This is a genomic window from Herbiconiux solani NBRC 106740 (assembly GCF_001571005.1).
Lineage (GTDB): Bacteria > Actinomycetota > Actinomycetes > Actinomycetales > Microbacteriaceae > Herbiconiux > Herbiconiux solani.
In genome coordinates, this window is the sequence record NZ_BCST01000007.1 from 182,252 (window position 1) to 198,295 (window position 16,044).

Consider the following 16,044-nt stretch of genomic DNA (forward strand, 5'->3'; position numbering starts at 1 on the left):
GTCCTCACCCCGTTCCGGTGTCGGAGGCCGCACGTATGCTGGAGGCATGAAGGTTCTGGCAGCAATGAGCGGCGGTGTCGACTCCGCCGTCGCCGCGGCGCGCGCGGTCGAGGCCGGTCACGAGGTGGTCGGGGTGCACCTCGCCCTCAGCCGCATGCCCGGCACGCTCCGCACCGGCAGCCGAGGCTGCTGCACGATCGAGGATTCGATGGATGCGCAGCGCGCGGCCAACAAGATCGGCATCCCCTATTACGTCTGGGATTTCTCGGAGCGCTTCAAGGCCGATGTCGTCGACGACTTCATCGCCGAGTACTCCGCGGGGCGCACGCCCAACCCCTGCATGCGCTGCAACGAGCGCATCAAGTTCGCGGCCCTGCTCGAGAAGGCCCTCGACTTGGGCTTCGATGCCGTGTGCACCGGCCACTACGCGACGATCACGACGGATGCGGAGGGCAACCGCGAACTGCACCGCGCGGCCGCCTGGGCGAAAGACCAGTCCTACGTGCTCGGTGTGCTGACCTCCGAGCAGCTCGCGCACTCCTACTTCCCGCTCGGCACCACGCCCTCCAAGGCCGAGGTGCGTGCCGAGGCGGCGGAGCGCGGCTTCTCGGTGGCGAACAAGCCCGACAGCCACGACATCTGCTTCATCCCGGACGGCGACACCAGCGGGTGGCTCGCCGACCGCGTCGGCACGGCGACCGGCGAGATCCTCGACCGGGAAGGTGCCGTGGTCGGCTCGCACGAGGGCGCCCACGCGTTCACGGTCGGGCAGCGCCGCGGACTCAAGCTCGGCACGCCCGCGGCCGACGGCAAGCCGCGCTTCGTGCTCGAGGTGCGGCCGAAGGAGAACACGGTCGTGGTGGGCCCGAAGGAGGCGCTCGACATCGCCGAGATCGCGGGCTCGCGCTTCACCTGGGCCGGGCTCGCACCCGAGCATCCCGAGCTCGACTTCGCCTGCGAGGTGCAGATCCGTGCCCACGCCGACCCCGTCGAGGCGGTCGCGCGGGTGCGCGAGGGTGCCGAGGGGCCCGAGCTCGTCGTCACCCCGACCACGCCGTTGAACGGGGTCGCCCCCGGGCAGACCGCCGTGATCTACGTCGGCACCCGGGTGCTCGGCCAGTGCACGATCGACCGCACGGTGAGTGCGGTACCGGTAGCTCTGGGCGCGGGCCGCTGATGGCGACCGGGGAAGCGCTGCCGGCGGACGCGCTGCCGGCCGAGACGCCCGGTGCGCTCGAAGCGGCGAAGGCCGAGGCCGACGCGCTGACCGTGCGCATCCTCGAGCTGCGCGACGAGTACTACGAGAAGAACGCCTCGACCGTCTCCGACAAGGAGTACGACGAGATGGTGCGCCGGCTCGGCGAGCTCGAGCGCGAGCATCCCGAGCTGCAGTCGGCCGACAGCCCCACGCAGACGGTGGGCGGTCGCGCGGTCACCACGATGTTCACGCCGGTCACGCACGCCGAGCGCATGCTCAGCCTCGACAACGTCTTCAGCGAGGACGAGCTCGACGAGTGGGCCGCCAAGGTCGAGCGGGATGCGGGGCGTGCGCGCGTCCGCTTCCTCAGTGAGCTCAAGATCGACGGCCTGGCCATCAACCTCCGTTACGAGAACGGCGTGCTCGTTACGGCCGCCACCCGCGGCGACGGCGTCGTAGGCGAGGACGTGACCGAGAACGTGCTGCAGATCGAGACGATCCCCGCGCGGTTGAAGGGCACGGGGCATCCACCCCTGGTCGAGGTGCGCGGCGAGATCTTCTTCCCGGTCGCGGCCTTCGACGACCTGAACGCCGCCCAGGAGGCGGCCGGCGAGCGGGTCTTCGCGAACCCGCGCAACGCGGCGGCGGGTTCTCTGCGCCAGAAGTCCGAGGGCAAGACCGAGCGGCAGCTCGCGCTGGTCACCGCGCGGCTCAAGGCGCTCCGGATGCTGGTGCACGGCATCGGCGCCTGGCCCGACCCGCCCGTCTCGGCCCAGTCCGAGGTCTACGAGCTGCTGGCGACCTGGGGGCTGCCGACCTCGACCCACTACCGGGTCTTCGACACCATCGGCGAGGTCGCCGAGTTCATCCGCTATTACGGCATCCACCGCGCCAGCGTCGAGCACCAGATCGACGGCATCGTCGTGAAGGTCGACGACCTCGCGCTGCACGAGGAGCTCGGGGCGACCAGTCGGGCCCCCCGCTGGGCGACGGCGTACAAGTACCCGCCGGAAGAGGTCAACACCAAGCTGCTCGACATCGTCGTCAGCGTCGGCCGCACCGGCCGGGCCACGCCCTTCGCGGTGATGGAGAAGGTCGAGGTCGCCGGCTCCGAGGTGCGGCAGGCGACCCTCCACAACCAGGACGTGGTGAAGGCCAAGGGCGTGCTGATCGGTGACACCGTCGTGCTGCGCAAAGCGGGCGACGTCATCCCCGAGGTGCTCGGCCCGGTGGTCGAGCTCCGCGACGGCAGCGAACGCGCCTTCGTGATGCCCGAGTTCTGCCCCGAGTGCGGCACGAAGCTCGCTCCCGCCAAGGAGGGCGACATCGATCTGCGCTGCCCGAACGCGCGCAGCTGCCCGGCCCAGGTGCGGGGGCGCGTCGAGCACGTGGGCTCCCGCGGAGCGCTCGACATCGAGGTGCTCGGCGAGGTGAGCGCCTCGGCGCTGACCCAGCCGCTCGAACCGGCCGATCCGCCGCTCGTCACCGAGGCGGGCCTGTTCTCGCTGCAGATGGCCGATCTCTTCCCCATCCGGGTGATCGTGCGCGACTCCGAGACGGGCATGCCCAAGCTCGACCGCGACGGCTCGTCGCCCAAGGTCGTGGCGCCGTTCCGGCGGCAGCGCAAGAAGACCGATCCGGCGTTCGACGCCGAGGCCGGGGCGCGCGGCGAGTTCTTCGGCGACGAGGGCTACGTGCCGAACGCCAACGCGATCAAGCTGCTCGACGAGATCGAGAAGGCCAAGACCAAGCCGCTCTGGCGCATCCTGGTGTCGCTCAGCATCCGTCACGTCGGGCCGGTCGCGGCACGAGCCCTGGCCGACTACTTCGGGTCGCTCGACGCCATCCGGGCCGCGACCCGCGACGAGCTGGCCGCTGTCGACGGCGTGGGCGGCATCATCGCCGACGCGCTGATCGACTGGTTCTCGGTCGACTGGCACGTCGAGATCCTCGACCGCTGGGCGGGCGCGGGTGTGCAGTTCAGCACCCCCGGTCATCCCGGCCCCGGCGCCGCGGGCGGCAGCGGGGGAGTGCTCGACGGGGTCACCGTCGTGGCCACCGGGTCGCTCGAGGGGTTCAGTCGCGAGGGTGCGCTCGAGGCGATCATCGCCGCGGGCGGCAAGGCGGCGTCGAGCGTGAGCAAGAAGACCGACTTCGTCGCGGCAGGCCCCGGCGCCGGCTCGAAGCTGACGAAGGCCGAGGCGCTGGGGCTCCGCATCATCGATGCGGCCCAGTTCGCGCTCCTCGTCACCGAGGGGCCATCGGCGCTGGCCGAGCTCGAGCCCGAGGCCGACACGGGTGAGGATGCCGCCACAGATGCGGACGCCGCGGCCGAGTCCGATGCCGCCGCCGGCGCCAACGCGGATGCCGAACCCGATGCCGAGCCCGAGGCCGACGTTTCCACCGCACCCGAGGCGGGCGCCGAGCCTGCGTCCGGGTCGACCGAATAGAATTCCCCCACACCCTTCGCGAACAGAACACCGGAGCACCATGTCCGAAATCACCCAGGAGCAGGTCGCGCATCTCGCGAACCTCGCCCGGATCGCCCTGACACCTCAGGAGATCGCAAGCCTCACGACCGAGCTCGGCTCGATCGTCGACAACGTCGCGAAGGTGTCCGAGGTGGCCACGGCCGACGTCCCGGCCACCAGCCACCCGATCCCGCTGCAGAACGTCTACCGGCCCGACGTGCCGGGCACGACGCTCACCACCGAGCAGGCCCTGGCGGGCGCTCCCGACCACGACGGCTCGCGCTTCCGCGTGACCGCGATCCTGGGGGAAGAGCAGTGACGAACCACGACCACGAACTGATCAGGATGCCCGCCTCGGCCCTGGCCGAGAAGCTCACCTCCGGCGAGGTCTCGAGCGTCGAGGCGACCCGCGCCCACCTCGACCGCATTGGCGCCGTCGACGGCGAGGTGCACGCGTTCCTGCACACCGACCCCGCGCTCAGCCTGCGGGCGGCGGAGTCGATCGACGAGCGCCGCGCGGCCGGTGAGTCGCTGCATCCCCTCGCCGGCGTGCCGATCGCGATCAAGGACGTCATCGTCACGAACGACATGCCGACCACCAGCGGCTCGAAGATCCTCGAGGGCTGGGTTCCGCCCTACGACGCCACGGTCATGCAGAAGCTCCGCGCCGCCGGCCTCGTGCCGATCGGCAAGACGAACATGGACGAGTTCGCGATGGGCTCCTCCACCGAGCACTCCGCCTACGGCCCCACGCACAACCCGTGGGACCTCGAGCGCATCCCCGGCGGCTCCGGCGGCGGTTCGGCCGCGGCGGTCGCGAGCTTCGAGGCGCCGCTGGCCCTCGGCAGCGACACCGGCGGCTCCATCCGCCAGCCCGCGCACGTCACGGGAACGGTCGGCGTGAAGCCGACCTACGGCGGGGTCAGCCGTTACGGCGCGATCGCCCTGGCCTCGAGCCTGGACCAGATCGGCCCGGTCAGCCGAACCGTGCTCGACTCGGCGCTGCTCCACGACGTCATCGGCGGCCACGATCCGCGTGACTCCACCTCGCTCACCGACGAGTGGCCGAGCATGGCCGAGGCCGTGCGCCGCGCCGATGTGAAGGGCCTGAAGATCGGCGTCATCACCGAGCTCGACGGTGACGGCTTCCAGCCGGGCCTGCTCGAGCGCTTCCGCGAGGCGCTCGACCTGCTCGCCGCCGCCGGCGCCGAGATCGTCGACGTCAGCTTGCCGAGCCTCGAGTACGCCATCTCGGCCTACTACCTGATCATGCCCGCGGAGGCCTCGTCCAACCTCGCCAAGTTCGACTCGGTGCGCTTCGGCCTCCGCGTCAACCCGCCCGGTGGCGGCACGGTCGAAGACGTCATGGCGGCGACCCGCGAGGTCGGCTTCGGCGCCGAGGCGAAGCGCCGCATCATCCTCGGCACCTATGCCCTCAGCGCCGGCTACTACGACGCGTACTACGGCAGCGCCCAGAAGGTGCGCACGCTCGTGCAGCGCGACTTCGCGGCCGCGTTCGCCGGGGTCGACGTGCTCGTCTCGCCGACCGCGCCGACCACGGCATTCAAGCTCGGCCAGAACGACGGCGACCCGATGGCGATGTACCTCAACGACATCGCGACGATCCCCGCGAACCTCGCCGGCATCCCGGGCATCTCGCTGCCCGTCGGGCTGGCGACGGAGGACGGGCTGCCCGTCGGCATCCAGTTCCTCGCCCCGGCCCGCGAAGACGCCCGACTCTACGGGGTCGGCGGCGCGCTCGAGCGACTGCTCGAGGAGAAGTGGGGTCACACCCTGATCAGCCAGGCACCCGATCTCGCCCCCGGCGAGATGAACGCCGCAGAAGAAGGGGCCGTCTGATGGCCAAGGCGCAGTTGATGGACTTCGACAAGGCGCTCGAGCTGTTCGAGCCCGTCCTCGGTTTCGAGGTGCACGTCGAGCTGAACACGAAGACCAAGATGTTCTCGGATGCCCCGAACTACTTCGGCGGCGAGCCCAACACGAACATCACCCCGGTCGACCTGGGCCTCCCGGGCTCGCTCCCGGTGGTCAACGGCGAAGCGGTGCGCTACAGCATCAGCCTGGGCCTCGCCCTCGGCTGCTCGATCGCGCCCTCGAGCCGCTTCGCGCGGAAGAACTACTTCTACCCGGACCTGGCGAAGAACTACCAGATCTCGCAGTTCGACGAGCCCATCGCCTTCGGCGGATCGGTCGACGTCGAGCTGCCCGACGGCCGGATGTTCACGGTGCCGATCGAGCGCGCCCACATGGAGGAGGACGCCGGCAAGCTGACGCACGTCGGCGGCGCCACCGGCCGCATCCAGGGCGCCGAGTACTCCCTGGTCGACTACAACCGGGCCGGCGTGCCCCTGGTCGAGATCGTGACCGACATCATCTACGGCGCCGAGAAGGATGCCCCGGAGCTCGCGAAGGCCTACGTCTCCACGATCCGGGACATCGTCGTCGCCCTCGGCATCTCGGATGCGCGGATGGAGCGCGGCAACCTCCGCTGCGACGCGAACATCTCGCTGCGTCCCCGCACCGCGCCCGGCGAGCCGCCGGCGAAGCTCGGCACCCGCACCGAGACCAAGAACGTGAACTCGCTGCGCTCGGTCGAGCGTGCGATCCGCTACGAGATCCAGCGCCAGGCGCAGATCCTCGCCGACGGCGGCACGATCATCCAGGAGACCCGGCACTGGCACGAGGACACCGGCACGACCTCGGCAGGCCGGCCGAAGTCGGATGCCGACGACTACCGCTACTTCCCGGAGCCCGACCTGCTGCCGGTCGTGCCCTCGCCCGAGCTGATCGAAGAGCTCCGCGCCGCGCTCCCCGAGCCCCCGGCGGCCCGCCGTCGCCGGCTCAAGCAGGAGTGGGGCTTCACCGACCTCGAGTTCCAGGACGTGCAGAACGCCGGCCTCCTGGTCGAGGTCGCCGAGACGGTCGCCGCCGGGGCGAGCCCACAGGCCGCCCGCAAGTGGTGGTCGGGCGAGATCTCCCGGCTCGCGAACGCCCGTGAGGCCGAGGCCTCCTCGCTCGTGTCGCCCGCCGACGTCGCCGCACTGGTCGCCCTGGTCGACAGCGGCGCTCTCAACGACCGCCTGGCCCGCCAGGTGCTCGAGGGCGTCATCGACGGGGAGGGGACCCCGCAGGAGGTCGTCGACGCCCGCGGGCTCGCCGTGGTCTCGGACGACGGGGCGCTCATCGCCGCGATCGACGAGGCGCTCGCCGCCCAGCCCGACGTGCTCGCCAAGATCAAGGACGGCAAGGTCCAGGCCGCCGGCGCCGTGATCGGTGCGGTCATGAAGGCGATGAAGGGCCAGGCGGATGCGGCACGCGTCCGCGAGCTCGTGCTGGAGCGCGCCGCCGCGTCCTGACGCGTAGCAGCCACCGACACCGCCCGGCCACCCCGGGCGGTGTCGGTGGCTGCTCCTAGAGTGGGGCCATGGAGGTTCTTCTCGCTCAGCTCGTGGTCACCACGATCAGCGTCACCGGCGGGGCGCTGCTGGCGCTCCTGATCGATCGCGGCAAAACCCGCCGCAACGAGCGGCTCGCCGAGGTCAACGCCCTCCGGCTGCTGATCGCCGAGATCGCTTCCCGGCGCGCGCTCGCCCCCGAGCAGACCAGCGGCCCGATCACGCTCGACCGCGCCGACCCCGACTCGGGCTTCAACCGGGTCATGCGCTCGGTCGTCCTGTTGCGGAAGGACATCAGGGCCGCCCGTCGTGCCCTCCGGCCCCGATCGGGCGCCTGGGCGCCCATCAACGCGATGGTCGCCACCTGCAACGTGTTCATCGAGAGCGTGGATGAGGAGCCGAGACGCATCGCCGGCGAGCTCGAACTGCTGCGCACCGATCTCGACACGCTGCTGCGCGAGGTCTGCGCCGTGCATCCGCAGCTCGAGTTCCAGGGCGCCGGCTCGGCGGCCTACCGTCGCCCGGCGGCGCGCTTCACGGCCTGACACCACACGGCGGGAAGTGCACTGCGCAAGGCACGGCGCGGCCCGTCAGTTGTACCCGAGCATGCGCACGCCGACGCCGACGCCCACGCCTCCGCGCGGCTCAGGCGGGCCAGGCCGCCCGGTCGTCGCGCCCGGTGAGCGCGAGCAGCCGCGACTGCAGGGGTGCATCCTCGGGCACCGGAACCGGCGAGGCGAACAACCCGCTGGCCTCGAGGGCGTCGCGCTGCGGCTCGAACACCGTCCAGACCGCGGCGATCAGCTCCTCGTCCAGTCTCTCCTCGGCCCCGACCGCCCGTGCCAGGTCCCAGCTGTGGATCGTGACGTCCGACACCTGCTCCTTGAGGTACTCCGCCACCGGCACGGTGTCCGAGGCGAGGTTCACGAGCGAATCGGGGTCGGCGTCGTGCCAGGCGGTGGTGGCCGCGAGCGAGTAGCGGTGCCACTCGTGGTGCAGGTCCGCCTCGATCGGGCGGAGGCGACTCTTCGCCTGCCGGGTGCTCAGCCCGGAGAGCAGCCACGGCACCCACTGCTGCTCCTCGATCACGTGGCTGACGAGGTCGCGGATGCGCCACTCGGTGTCGGGCGTCGGCGCATCCCAGTCGGTCACGGCGGCCACCCGCACGGCGAACTCGCGGTGCGCGCGTTCCTGCAGTCGGAGCCAGGTGGCGGTGTCGTCGGCGAGAAGGGGTCGAGGGGTCATTGCGGGGCTCCTTGAGATCACTAGTGTCAATTCCCGCATCCGGACGCGCATTCCGTCGAGAGCGCGAACCGCCCCCGGATCAGCGGAGAGCGAACACCGCACCGGCCGCGATAGTCTCGGCGGGTGGAAACCGCACCCCTCTCCCCGGTCGTCCGTCCGCTCACCGAGACCGATCTGCCGCGGCTGATCGAGCTGAACACCGCCTCGGTCCCGGCCGTGAACCTGATCGACGAGGAGGAGATGCGGGCGCTCGTGGCCTCCGCAGGGCTCGCTGCGGGCGTGGTCGACCCCGCGCATCCGGAGCTCGTGCTCGGCTTCGTGCTGGCGTTGCCCCCGGGCCTGGACTACCAGAGCGAGAACTACCGCTGGTTCAGCGCGCGCGGCGACCGGTTCCTCTACGTCGACCGCATCGTCGTCGCCGACGGCCACCGCAGCAGCGGCTTCGGGGCGCTGCTCTACGACGCCGTGTTCCTCGCCGCCGCCGAGGCCGGATCGACCGAGGTCGACTGCGAGGTCAACGTCGAGCCGCCGAACCCGGGGTCGATGGCCTTCCATGGGCGACTCGGCTTCGAGGAGGTCGGCCGGCAGGCGACCAAGGGCGGCGAGGTCGTCGTCGCTCTCCTGGCGCGTCCGCTGATCCACTGAACGCAGCAGCCGCAGCAGCGGTGACCGCGCCCCCTCAGTCCCTGGTCCGCAGCGTCCGCATCGCCTGACGCGCCGACAGCGTCGGCAGGTACGCCCGGGCCAGCGCGATCCCGATCGCCGGCAGGGTCAACGGATCCTGATAGCAGAGGTAGAGCTGCTCGAACTCGGGCCGGAACTTCATCTTGAACCGCAGCAGCGACCGGAAGCCGTAGACCGGCTCGAGCGTGCGGCTGAGGAACGGCAGGATGCCCGAGGCGGGCTCCCCGGCGCCGTCACCGGCCACGGCGAGCGGTGCGCCCGAGAGGCTCACGAACCGCACCCCGTCCTCCCGCGCTCGCAGGATCGTCTGCGCGATCAAGAACTCCATCAGACCGTTCATGCTCACCGGCCCCCGGCGCATGAAGTCGAGGGTCCACCCCACCACGACGCCGTCCTCGTAGGTCGGCAGCCAGCTGGTCACCCCCTGCACGCGGTCGTCGCCGTCGATCGCGACCATCAGCCGCACCTCCGGCGCCATCAGCTCGTCGACGCCGCCGAGGGTGAAGCCCATCTCGGGCAGATCCTTCTCGGCCACCCAGAGTTCGGAGATGTCGCGGATCTGCGCCGCGTACGCCGGCCCGAGCTGCGCGTGCGTCGTCCACTCGGCGCGCACGCCCTCCTTCGCCGCCCGGTTGATCGAGGTGCGGATGTCCTGCATCTTCTTGCCGTCGAGCGACCAGCCCGCGGGGCGCACGATCGTCTCCTCGGCGACCTGCAGGTGCTGCCAGCCATCCTGGTCGAGGGTCTCGCGGAGCGCCTCGGTCACCGAGTAGAAGGCCGGCGTCCAGCCGTGGTCGGTGCAGAACACGATGAACTCGCGCGCGGTCTCCGGATGCGTATCGACCGGCCCGAGCGGATCCCCGGTCGTCAGCGCGACGCCGTTGACCACCCGGTAGGCCACGGCTTGACCCCCGGTGGAGAACCAGTAGCGGTTGCCGCTCCAGGTCGTCATCCAGGACAGCGTCCCGCCCGAGCCGGCGGACAGCAGTTCGCGCACCCGCGTCGCGTCGGTCGGCCCGCCGCCCGAGCCGGTCGCACCGACCGGGTGCGGCAGGCGCATCCCGATCACGGCCGCCACGATCACCGCGCCCCAGAAGACCGGCCCCACCCACTGCGAGGCGATGACCGCCACGGGCCCCGTGGGGAAGATGTCGGCGGGCTCGAACGAGAGGAAGCCCACCGGCACGAACCGCTCCGGTAGGTCGAGCAGCAGATCGCCGAAGGAGGCCTGCGGGGTGAACTGGTCGCTGACCGCGGTGACGACCGCGAGGTAGACCGCGGAGACCCCGGCGAACAGGGCGGCGACCACGCCGATGAACCGGAGCACCGAGCTCCGCCCCACGGTCGGCGGGAACAGCCGCACCGAGGCGATCAGGAGCACGGCGATCAGGAGCGGCACGAGCATCGAGACCAGCTCGAACGGCCGGTAGTCCTCGGCCGCGGTGGTCTGGAAGGCGGTGTACTCGTCGTCGGACAGGAACGGGATGAAGCCGAAGTAGACCGCCGCCAGGAGCGTCAGGGCGAGGTTGATCGAGACGCCGAGGAGCAGCGCCACCCGGCGCCCCTGCCGGATGCCCCAGGCGGCCACCAGGAGCGCCAGGAGGGGCAGCAGCGTGAGTAGCACGGCCCCGGGACCGTCGAGCCGGGAGAGGGCGAGGGCTTCGACGCAGCGCCTGGAGTAGTCACCGGTCTGGCAGCGGGCCGCGATGGTCGCGTAGTCGCGGAGCGGATCGCGGAAAAGCAGGCCGAGGGGGTTCAGCACCCCGGACCCGGACGGCGAGACGATCGTGACCAGCGGCCCGAGGGCCGTGACGGCGACGAGGGCGGCCAGGAGGGTCCTGGTCTCACGGCGGGTGGCGCGGGGGCGGCGCAACCGCACCGGCTTCCTGGCCATCAGCATCCCGAGCAGGAGGCCGACGATCGCGGCGAACAGCCGGAACAGGTCCGAGGGCTGGCCGGAGTAGAGCACGAAGACCAGGAGCACCGCGAAGCCGACGATCCGCACCCGGCGCTTGACCAGGGGACCGGTGAAAGCGCTCGCGGCCATCACCACCCCGGCGACGGCGATGATCGGGTCGACCGTGCGGTGCATCCGCGTGATCTCGGCCGAGTAGAGGTCGAGCACGAGGCCGAAGCCCTCGGTGGCGAGCCCCAGCACGATCCCGGTCACGGTGACGACCACGAAGGCGATCAGGGTTCGGAGGTGTCCCATCCGCCGCTCGGCCCAGCCGATGCCGAGGATGATCGCGACGAGGGCGAAGACGAGGATCGCGGGGTTCCAGACGAAGAACACCGAGGTCAGCGTCGAGACCCAGTCGTGGTGAACGAACACCGCGTCGAAGCCCGTCGAGACGAAGGCGTCGATGCCGCCGCGCGTGCGGCCCGGCCGGAGCGACATCCGTACGATGCTCGCCGCCAGCACGAGCACGACGATCACCCAGGTGACCGGGATGGAGCGGGCCCGGGAGAGCAGGGCGGCGGAGATCCGCCGGAAGCGGGTCACGGCGTCACCGGTTCAGTCCCCAGTGGTCCGAGATCAGGCCGAGGCCCTGCTTGAAGACGTACGACCAGGTGGTCGTGTCGTGGGCGCTGCCGGGAGCTTCGATGTAGGTCGCGGTCATCCCGGCGGCCTGGGCGTCGGCGTAGATGTTCTTGACGCCGTCGATGTAGTAGCTGTCGTTCGCCCCCACGCCGAAGACGGCGAACATGTCGGTGTAGGGCGCGTGCGCCTTCATGATGTTCGCCGGGTAGGCCGCCTCGTACTTGGAGACGTCGCCGCCGAAGGCCGCGTCGGCCGTGGTCTGCACGTCGCCGACCCGCGGGGTCTCCTCGCCGGAGGCGTCGAGGATGGCGCCGAACAGCTGCGGGTTGCCCGCCGCGAGCTGGATCGAGCAGGTGCCGCCCTGCGACAGGCCGCCGATGCCCCAGAAGTGCGGCCCCGCGAGCACGTTGAGGTTGCCGGTGATCCAGTTCGGCACGTCGACGGTGAGGTAGGTCGCCGACTGCCCGAGCACCGAGTCGATGCACATCGGGTTGGCGGCCGGGTCGCCCAGCTGGTCCGGCGAGACGACGATCGGCGCGAGGCCCTGGTGGGCCGCGGCGTATTCGTCGAGGCTCTGCTGCAGCTTCGAGGAGACGAGCGGATCCTCGGGGCTGCCCGGCTGGCCGGAGAGCATGATCAGCACCGGGAGCTCGGGCGGGTTCGCGACCTGGGCGGCCGGGGGGAGGTAAACGACCCCGGGACGGGCCGGGAAGCCGGACTGCGTGGCCGGGATGGTCACGCTGGTCACCTTGCCGGCCGTCGGCATGTCCGCCGGCGGAGTCCAGGTGGCGATCGTCGGCCGGGACGGCTCGTCGGTCGGCACGACCGGCGGCAGCCCGCTGTCGCTGAAGGTGCTGATGCCGAGCGCGCTCCGCACCGTGGGGTACTGGCCGAAGTCGATGTTGATCGACATCGCGGTGGTGCCCGCGAACAGCAGCAGGGCGAGGATCGACGCGATCACGCGCTTCCAGGTCGCTCGCCAGAAGGAGGCGATCGCGAGGCCGAACCCGGCGAACCCGAGTGCGATCCAGGTGCGGGCGACGATCGAGAGGGGCGCCCCGAACAGGTCGAGCTGATCGTTCAGCAGCCAGGTGGCGCCGAGGCCGACCAGGGCGCCGACGACGGCGGCGATCAGCGCGGTGAGGAGCCAGCGGCGGCGGCTCCATCGCCGGCTCGGGCGGACGACGACGAGCAGCACGGCGGCGGCGAGCGCGATCGCGTAGACGGCGATCACGAACGGGCCGGAGATGATGTCGATGTCGATGATGAGGTTCACGGGGCGATCCCTGTCGTCTTCCGGGTGCACCCGGCGATGGCAAGGGCGTCGATCAGTATTTTCCCCTGCTCTGAGTGATCTCTGGGAGAACGCCGGGCGCGCGCCTCCTGCGTGTCGGCGGACGCGCCTAGGCTCGACGTGTGACGAACGGCGGACCAGGTGGCGGGGGAGACCCGGTCGAGCCGAGCCCGCCCATCCTGCACGTCGACATGGACGCGTTCTTCGCCTCGGTCGAACTGCTCGACCATCCCGAGCTCCGCGGCCTCCCCGTGATCATCGGCGGCCGCTCGGCCCGCTCGGTGGTCACGAGTGCGACCTACGAGGCCCGCGCCTTCGGCGTGCACTCCGCGATGCCGGTCGGGGCGGCGCTCCGCCTCTGCCCCAAGGCGATCGTGCTCGAGCCGCACATGGAGAAGTACCGCGCCGCGTCGAAGGTCGTGATGGCGCTGTTCCGTGAGGTGACCCCGCTGGTCGAGCCGCTCAGCATCGACGAGGCCTTCCTCGACGTGGCGGGCGCCCGACGGCTGCTCGGCGAGTCGGACGTGATCGCCCAGCGACTCCGCGAGCGGGTGTTCGCCGAGACGGGCCTTCCGTGCTCGGTCGGCGTCGCACCGACGAAGTTCATGGCCAAGCTCGCCTCCGGCCGCGCCAAGCCCGACGGGATGCTCGTGATCCGGCCCTCCGAGGTGCTCGCCTACCTGCACCCGCTGCCGGTGCGTGCGCTCTGGGGGGTGGGCGCGAAGACCGCCGAGCAGCTCGAGCGGTTCGGCCTGCGCACGGTGGGCGACATCGCCGACACCCCGCTCGACACGCTCATCCGGGCGGTCGGGGAGGCCGGCGGCAGCAAGCTGCACGAGCTCGCGAACGGCATCGACACCCGGGGAGTGGTGCCGACCAGCCAGGAGAAGAGCGTCGGCCACGAACGCACCTTCGAGATCGACGAGCGCTCGCCGGAGGTGCTGCGCCGGGAGCTGCTCGCGCAGTCGAACCGGGTCGCGGCGCGGCTGAGGGCCGCCGGCCTGGTCGGCCGCACGGTCGCGCTCAAGCTCCGGTTCGCCGACTTCACGACCATCTCGCGTTCGCGCACGCTCGCCGAGCCCACCGATCTCGGTCGCCGCATCTTCGAGGAGGTGACGGCCGTCTACGAGGCCGTGGGCGCGCGGGGCGAGGCCATCCGACTGATCGGGGTGCGCGTCGAGCAGCTGAGCCCGGCCGACGGGTCGCTCCACCAGCCCGCGCTCTGGGCCGACGAGACGGCGCCCTCGGAGGGCTGGCGCGACGCCGAGCGCACGATCGACCGGGTGACGGCCCGGTTCGGCCTCGACTCGGTGCGGCCGGCCTCGCTCGTCCGCGCGCCGAAGTCCGGCGAGACGGCCGAGCAGAACGGCACCCGCTCCTAGCCTGCCGCCCGCCAAGACATCCCGGCTAGGCCGGGCGCACCACCAGCACCGAGTGCGGCGACACCACCGAGGCGACCTCCGCCGCCGGCTCGTCGCGCAGCAGCGCGTGCGAGTCGAGCAGCACCTCGCCGAACTCGAGGTCCGGCACCGCCGGCCGCACGGTCGTCGCGAGGCCGAGCGGCTCGTCGCCGAAGTTGATCACGAGCGCGAGCCCCGGGCGGCGCAGCACCAGCCAGCGGGCGGCCTCGTCGAACTCGACCTGCACGTGCGAGAGCCGCACCTCCTCGCCGGCCGGCAGTTCGCGGCGCAGGGCGCCGAGCCGGCGGTAGAGCGCGAGCATCGCCGCGTGCTCCGGATGCTCGGTGTCGCCGAGCTCGGACCAGTCCAGTTTCGAGTTCTCGAACGTCGCCGGATCCTGCGGGTCGGGGACGACCTCCGGATCCCACCCCATCTTCTCGAACTCGGCGATCCGCCCCTCGGCGGTCGCCTTGCCCAGCTCGGGTTCGGGATGCGAGGTGAAGAACTGCCACGGCGTCGACGCGGCCCACTCCTCGCCCATGAAGAGCATCGGCGTGAACGGGCCGAGCAGGGTGAGGGTGGCCGCGATCGCCAGGCGGTCGGGATCCAGGGTCGCGGTCAGCCGGTCGCCGATCGCCCGGTTGCCGATCTGGTCGTGGTTCTGCGACGCGACGACGAGCCGCCAGGGAGCGGTCGCCCGCCGATCGAGCTCGACGCCGTGGTTGCGCTCGCGGAACGAGGAGTAGGTGCCGTCGTGGAAGAAGCCCTTCGTGAGCACCTTGGCCAGGGCGGCGATCGAGTCGAAGTCGGCGTAGTAGCCGGTCGTCTCACCCGTGAGGTTGACGTGCACCGCGTGGTGGAAGTCGTCGCTCCACTGGCCGTCGAGCCCGTAGCCGTCGTCCCGCGTGGTGAACATGACGGGGTCGTTGAGGTCCGACTCGGCGATCAGGAGCCGGCGGACACCGGTCGAGGCCGACAGCTCCTCGACCTCGGCCGAGAGCTCGGCCAGCAGGTGCACCGGGGACTCGTCGACCAGCGCGTGCACCGCATCCAGCCGCAGGCCGTCGACGTGGTAGTCCCGGAGCCACATCAGGGCGTTGTCGAGGATGAACCGGCGCACCTCGGCCGACCCCTCGTGCGAGAGGTTGACGGTCGTGCCCCAGGTGTTGCGCGACTGGTCGTCGAGGTACGGGCCGAACAGCGGCAGGTAGTTGCCGCTCGGGCCGAGGTGGTTGTACACGACGTCCTGGATGACGGCGAGCCCGGCGGCGTGGCAGGCGTCGACGAACCGGCGGTAGCCCTCCGGCCCGCCGTACTGCTCGTGCACCGCGAACCAGTCGACGCCGTCGTAGCCCCAGTTGTACTTCCCGTTGAAGTCGTTGACCGGGAGCAGCTCCACGTGCGTCACGCCGAGGGAGAGCAGGTGGTCGAGGCGGCCGAGCGCGGCCTCGAGGGTGCCCTCGGGGGTGAAGGTGCCGATGTGCAGCTCGTAGATCTCGGCCCGGTCGATCGGCGCCCCGGCCCAGTCGGCGTCGGTCCAGTCGAAGGTGCTCGGGTCGTCCGTCCGCGACAGGCCGTGCACGCCCTCGGGCTGGCGCCGCGAGCGCGGGTCGGGGTAGGGGCCCTCGCCGTCGAGCAGGTAGCCGTAGTCCAGCCCAGGCTCCCAGGCGACCGCGGGCTCGGGGGTGAACCAGCCGTCGGCATCCCCGGTCATCGGGTGCGTGCTGTCGCCGAGCACCAGCTCGACCCGCTTCGCACGGGGGGCCCAGACGCGGAAGTCGTTCTCAGTCATCG

Annotated in this window: 12 protein-coding genes; 8 read left to right on the plus strand and 4 right to left on the minus strand. The window is 71.3% G+C overall.

Features of this window, described 5'->3' with window-relative positions:
* Positions 1–46: 46 nt before the first annotated feature.
* The 6 genes from mnmA to HSO01S_RS14270 all read left to right on the plus strand — a co-directional run bounded on the left by mnmA (position 47) and on the right by HSO01S_RS14270 (position 7,630).
* Complete coding sequence (gene mnmA, locus HSO01S_RS14245; RefSeq protein ID WP_084361695.1) at positions 47–1,177, plus strand: tRNA 2-thiouridine(34) synthase MnmA; 1,131 nt, start codon at positions 47–49, stop codon at positions 1,175–1,177.
* Positions 1,177–3,648, plus strand: a complete 2,472-nt coding sequence (gene ligA, locus HSO01S_RS14250) for an NAD-dependent DNA ligase LigA (RefSeq protein WP_066042707.1) — start codon at positions 1,177–1,179, stop codon at positions 3,646–3,648. The genes mnmA and ligA overlap by 1 nt, the downstream gene beginning before the upstream one ends.
* Before the next feature lie 40 nt (positions 3,649–3,688).
* Positions 3,689–3,988 (plus strand): Asp-tRNA(Asn)/Glu-tRNA(Gln) amidotransferase subunit GatC, encoded by a 300-nt coding sequence (gene gatC / locus HSO01S_RS14255; protein ID WP_066042710.1) that lies wholly within the window; start codon positions 3,689–3,691, stop codon positions 3,986–3,988.
* Positions 3,989–4,014: 26 nt separating this feature from the next.
* A complete protein-coding gene (gene gatA / locus HSO01S_RS14260) occupies positions 4,015–5,529 on the plus strand; it encodes an Asp-tRNA(Asn)/Glu-tRNA(Gln) amidotransferase subunit GatA (RefSeq protein WP_066042979.1) in 1,515 nt (504 codons plus the stop codon).
* Positions 5,529–7,046 (plus strand): Asp-tRNA(Asn)/Glu-tRNA(Gln) amidotransferase subunit GatB, encoded by a 1,518-nt coding sequence (gene gatB / locus HSO01S_RS14265; RefSeq protein WP_066042713.1) that lies wholly within the window; start codon positions 5,529–5,531, stop codon positions 7,044–7,046. Before gatA ends, gatB begins: the two co-directional genes overlap by 1 nt.
* A 68-nt stretch (positions 7,047–7,114) precedes the next feature.
* Positions 7,115–7,630, plus strand: a complete 516-nt coding sequence (locus HSO01S_RS14270) for a hypothetical protein (RefSeq protein WP_066042715.1) — start codon at positions 7,115–7,117, stop codon at positions 7,628–7,630.
* A 100-nt stretch (positions 7,631–7,730) separates the two neighbouring features.
* On the opposite strand, the gene HSO01S_RS14275 is transcribed toward HSO01S_RS14270, so the two are convergent.
* Entirely contained in the window at positions 7,731–8,330 is a 600-nt protein-coding gene (locus HSO01S_RS14275; protein WP_066042719.1) for a TIGR03086 family metal-binding protein, read from the minus strand.
* 123 nt (positions 8,331–8,453) lie between these two features.
* Between HSO01S_RS14275 and HSO01S_RS14280 the strand changes: the two genes are divergently transcribed.
* Positions 8,454–8,975, plus strand: a complete 522-nt coding sequence (locus tag HSO01S_RS14280; RefSeq protein WP_066042722.1) for a GNAT family N-acetyltransferase — start codon at positions 8,454–8,456, stop codon at positions 8,973–8,975.
* Between the two features lie 34 nt (positions 8,976–9,009).
* Here the strand turns inward: HSO01S_RS14280 and HSO01S_RS14285 are convergent, their stop codons facing one another.
* Both HSO01S_RS14285 and HSO01S_RS14290 read right to left on the minus strand, forming a co-directional pair.
* Complete coding sequence (locus HSO01S_RS14285; protein WP_066042725.1) at positions 9,010–11,517, minus strand: bifunctional lysylphosphatidylglycerol flippase/synthetase MprF; 2,508 nt, start codon at positions 11,515–11,517, stop codon at positions 9,010–9,012.
* A gap of 4 nt (positions 11,518–11,521) precedes the next feature.
* Positions 11,522–12,832, minus strand: coding sequence for an alpha/beta hydrolase (locus tag HSO01S_RS14290; protein ID WP_066042728.1), 1,311 nt, complete (start codon positions 12,830–12,832; stop codon positions 11,522–11,524).
* A 140-nt stretch (positions 12,833–12,972) separates the two neighbouring features.
* Between HSO01S_RS14290 and dinB the strand changes: the two genes are divergently transcribed.
* Entirely contained in the window at positions 12,973–14,232 is a 1,260-nt protein-coding gene (gene dinB / locus HSO01S_RS14295) for a DNA polymerase IV (protein WP_066042731.1), read from the plus strand.
* A gap of 25 nt (positions 14,233–14,257) precedes the next feature.
* Here dinB and treZ read toward each other — a convergent pair whose 3' ends face one another.
* The gene (gene treZ, locus HSO01S_RS14300; protein ID WP_066042734.1) at positions 14,258–16,042 is read right to left on the minus strand and encodes a malto-oligosyltrehalose trehalohydrolase; all 1,785 of its coding nucleotides are present in this window, start codon (positions 16,040–16,042) and stop codon (positions 14,258–14,260) included.
* Positions 16,043–16,044: the final 2 nt, after the last annotated feature.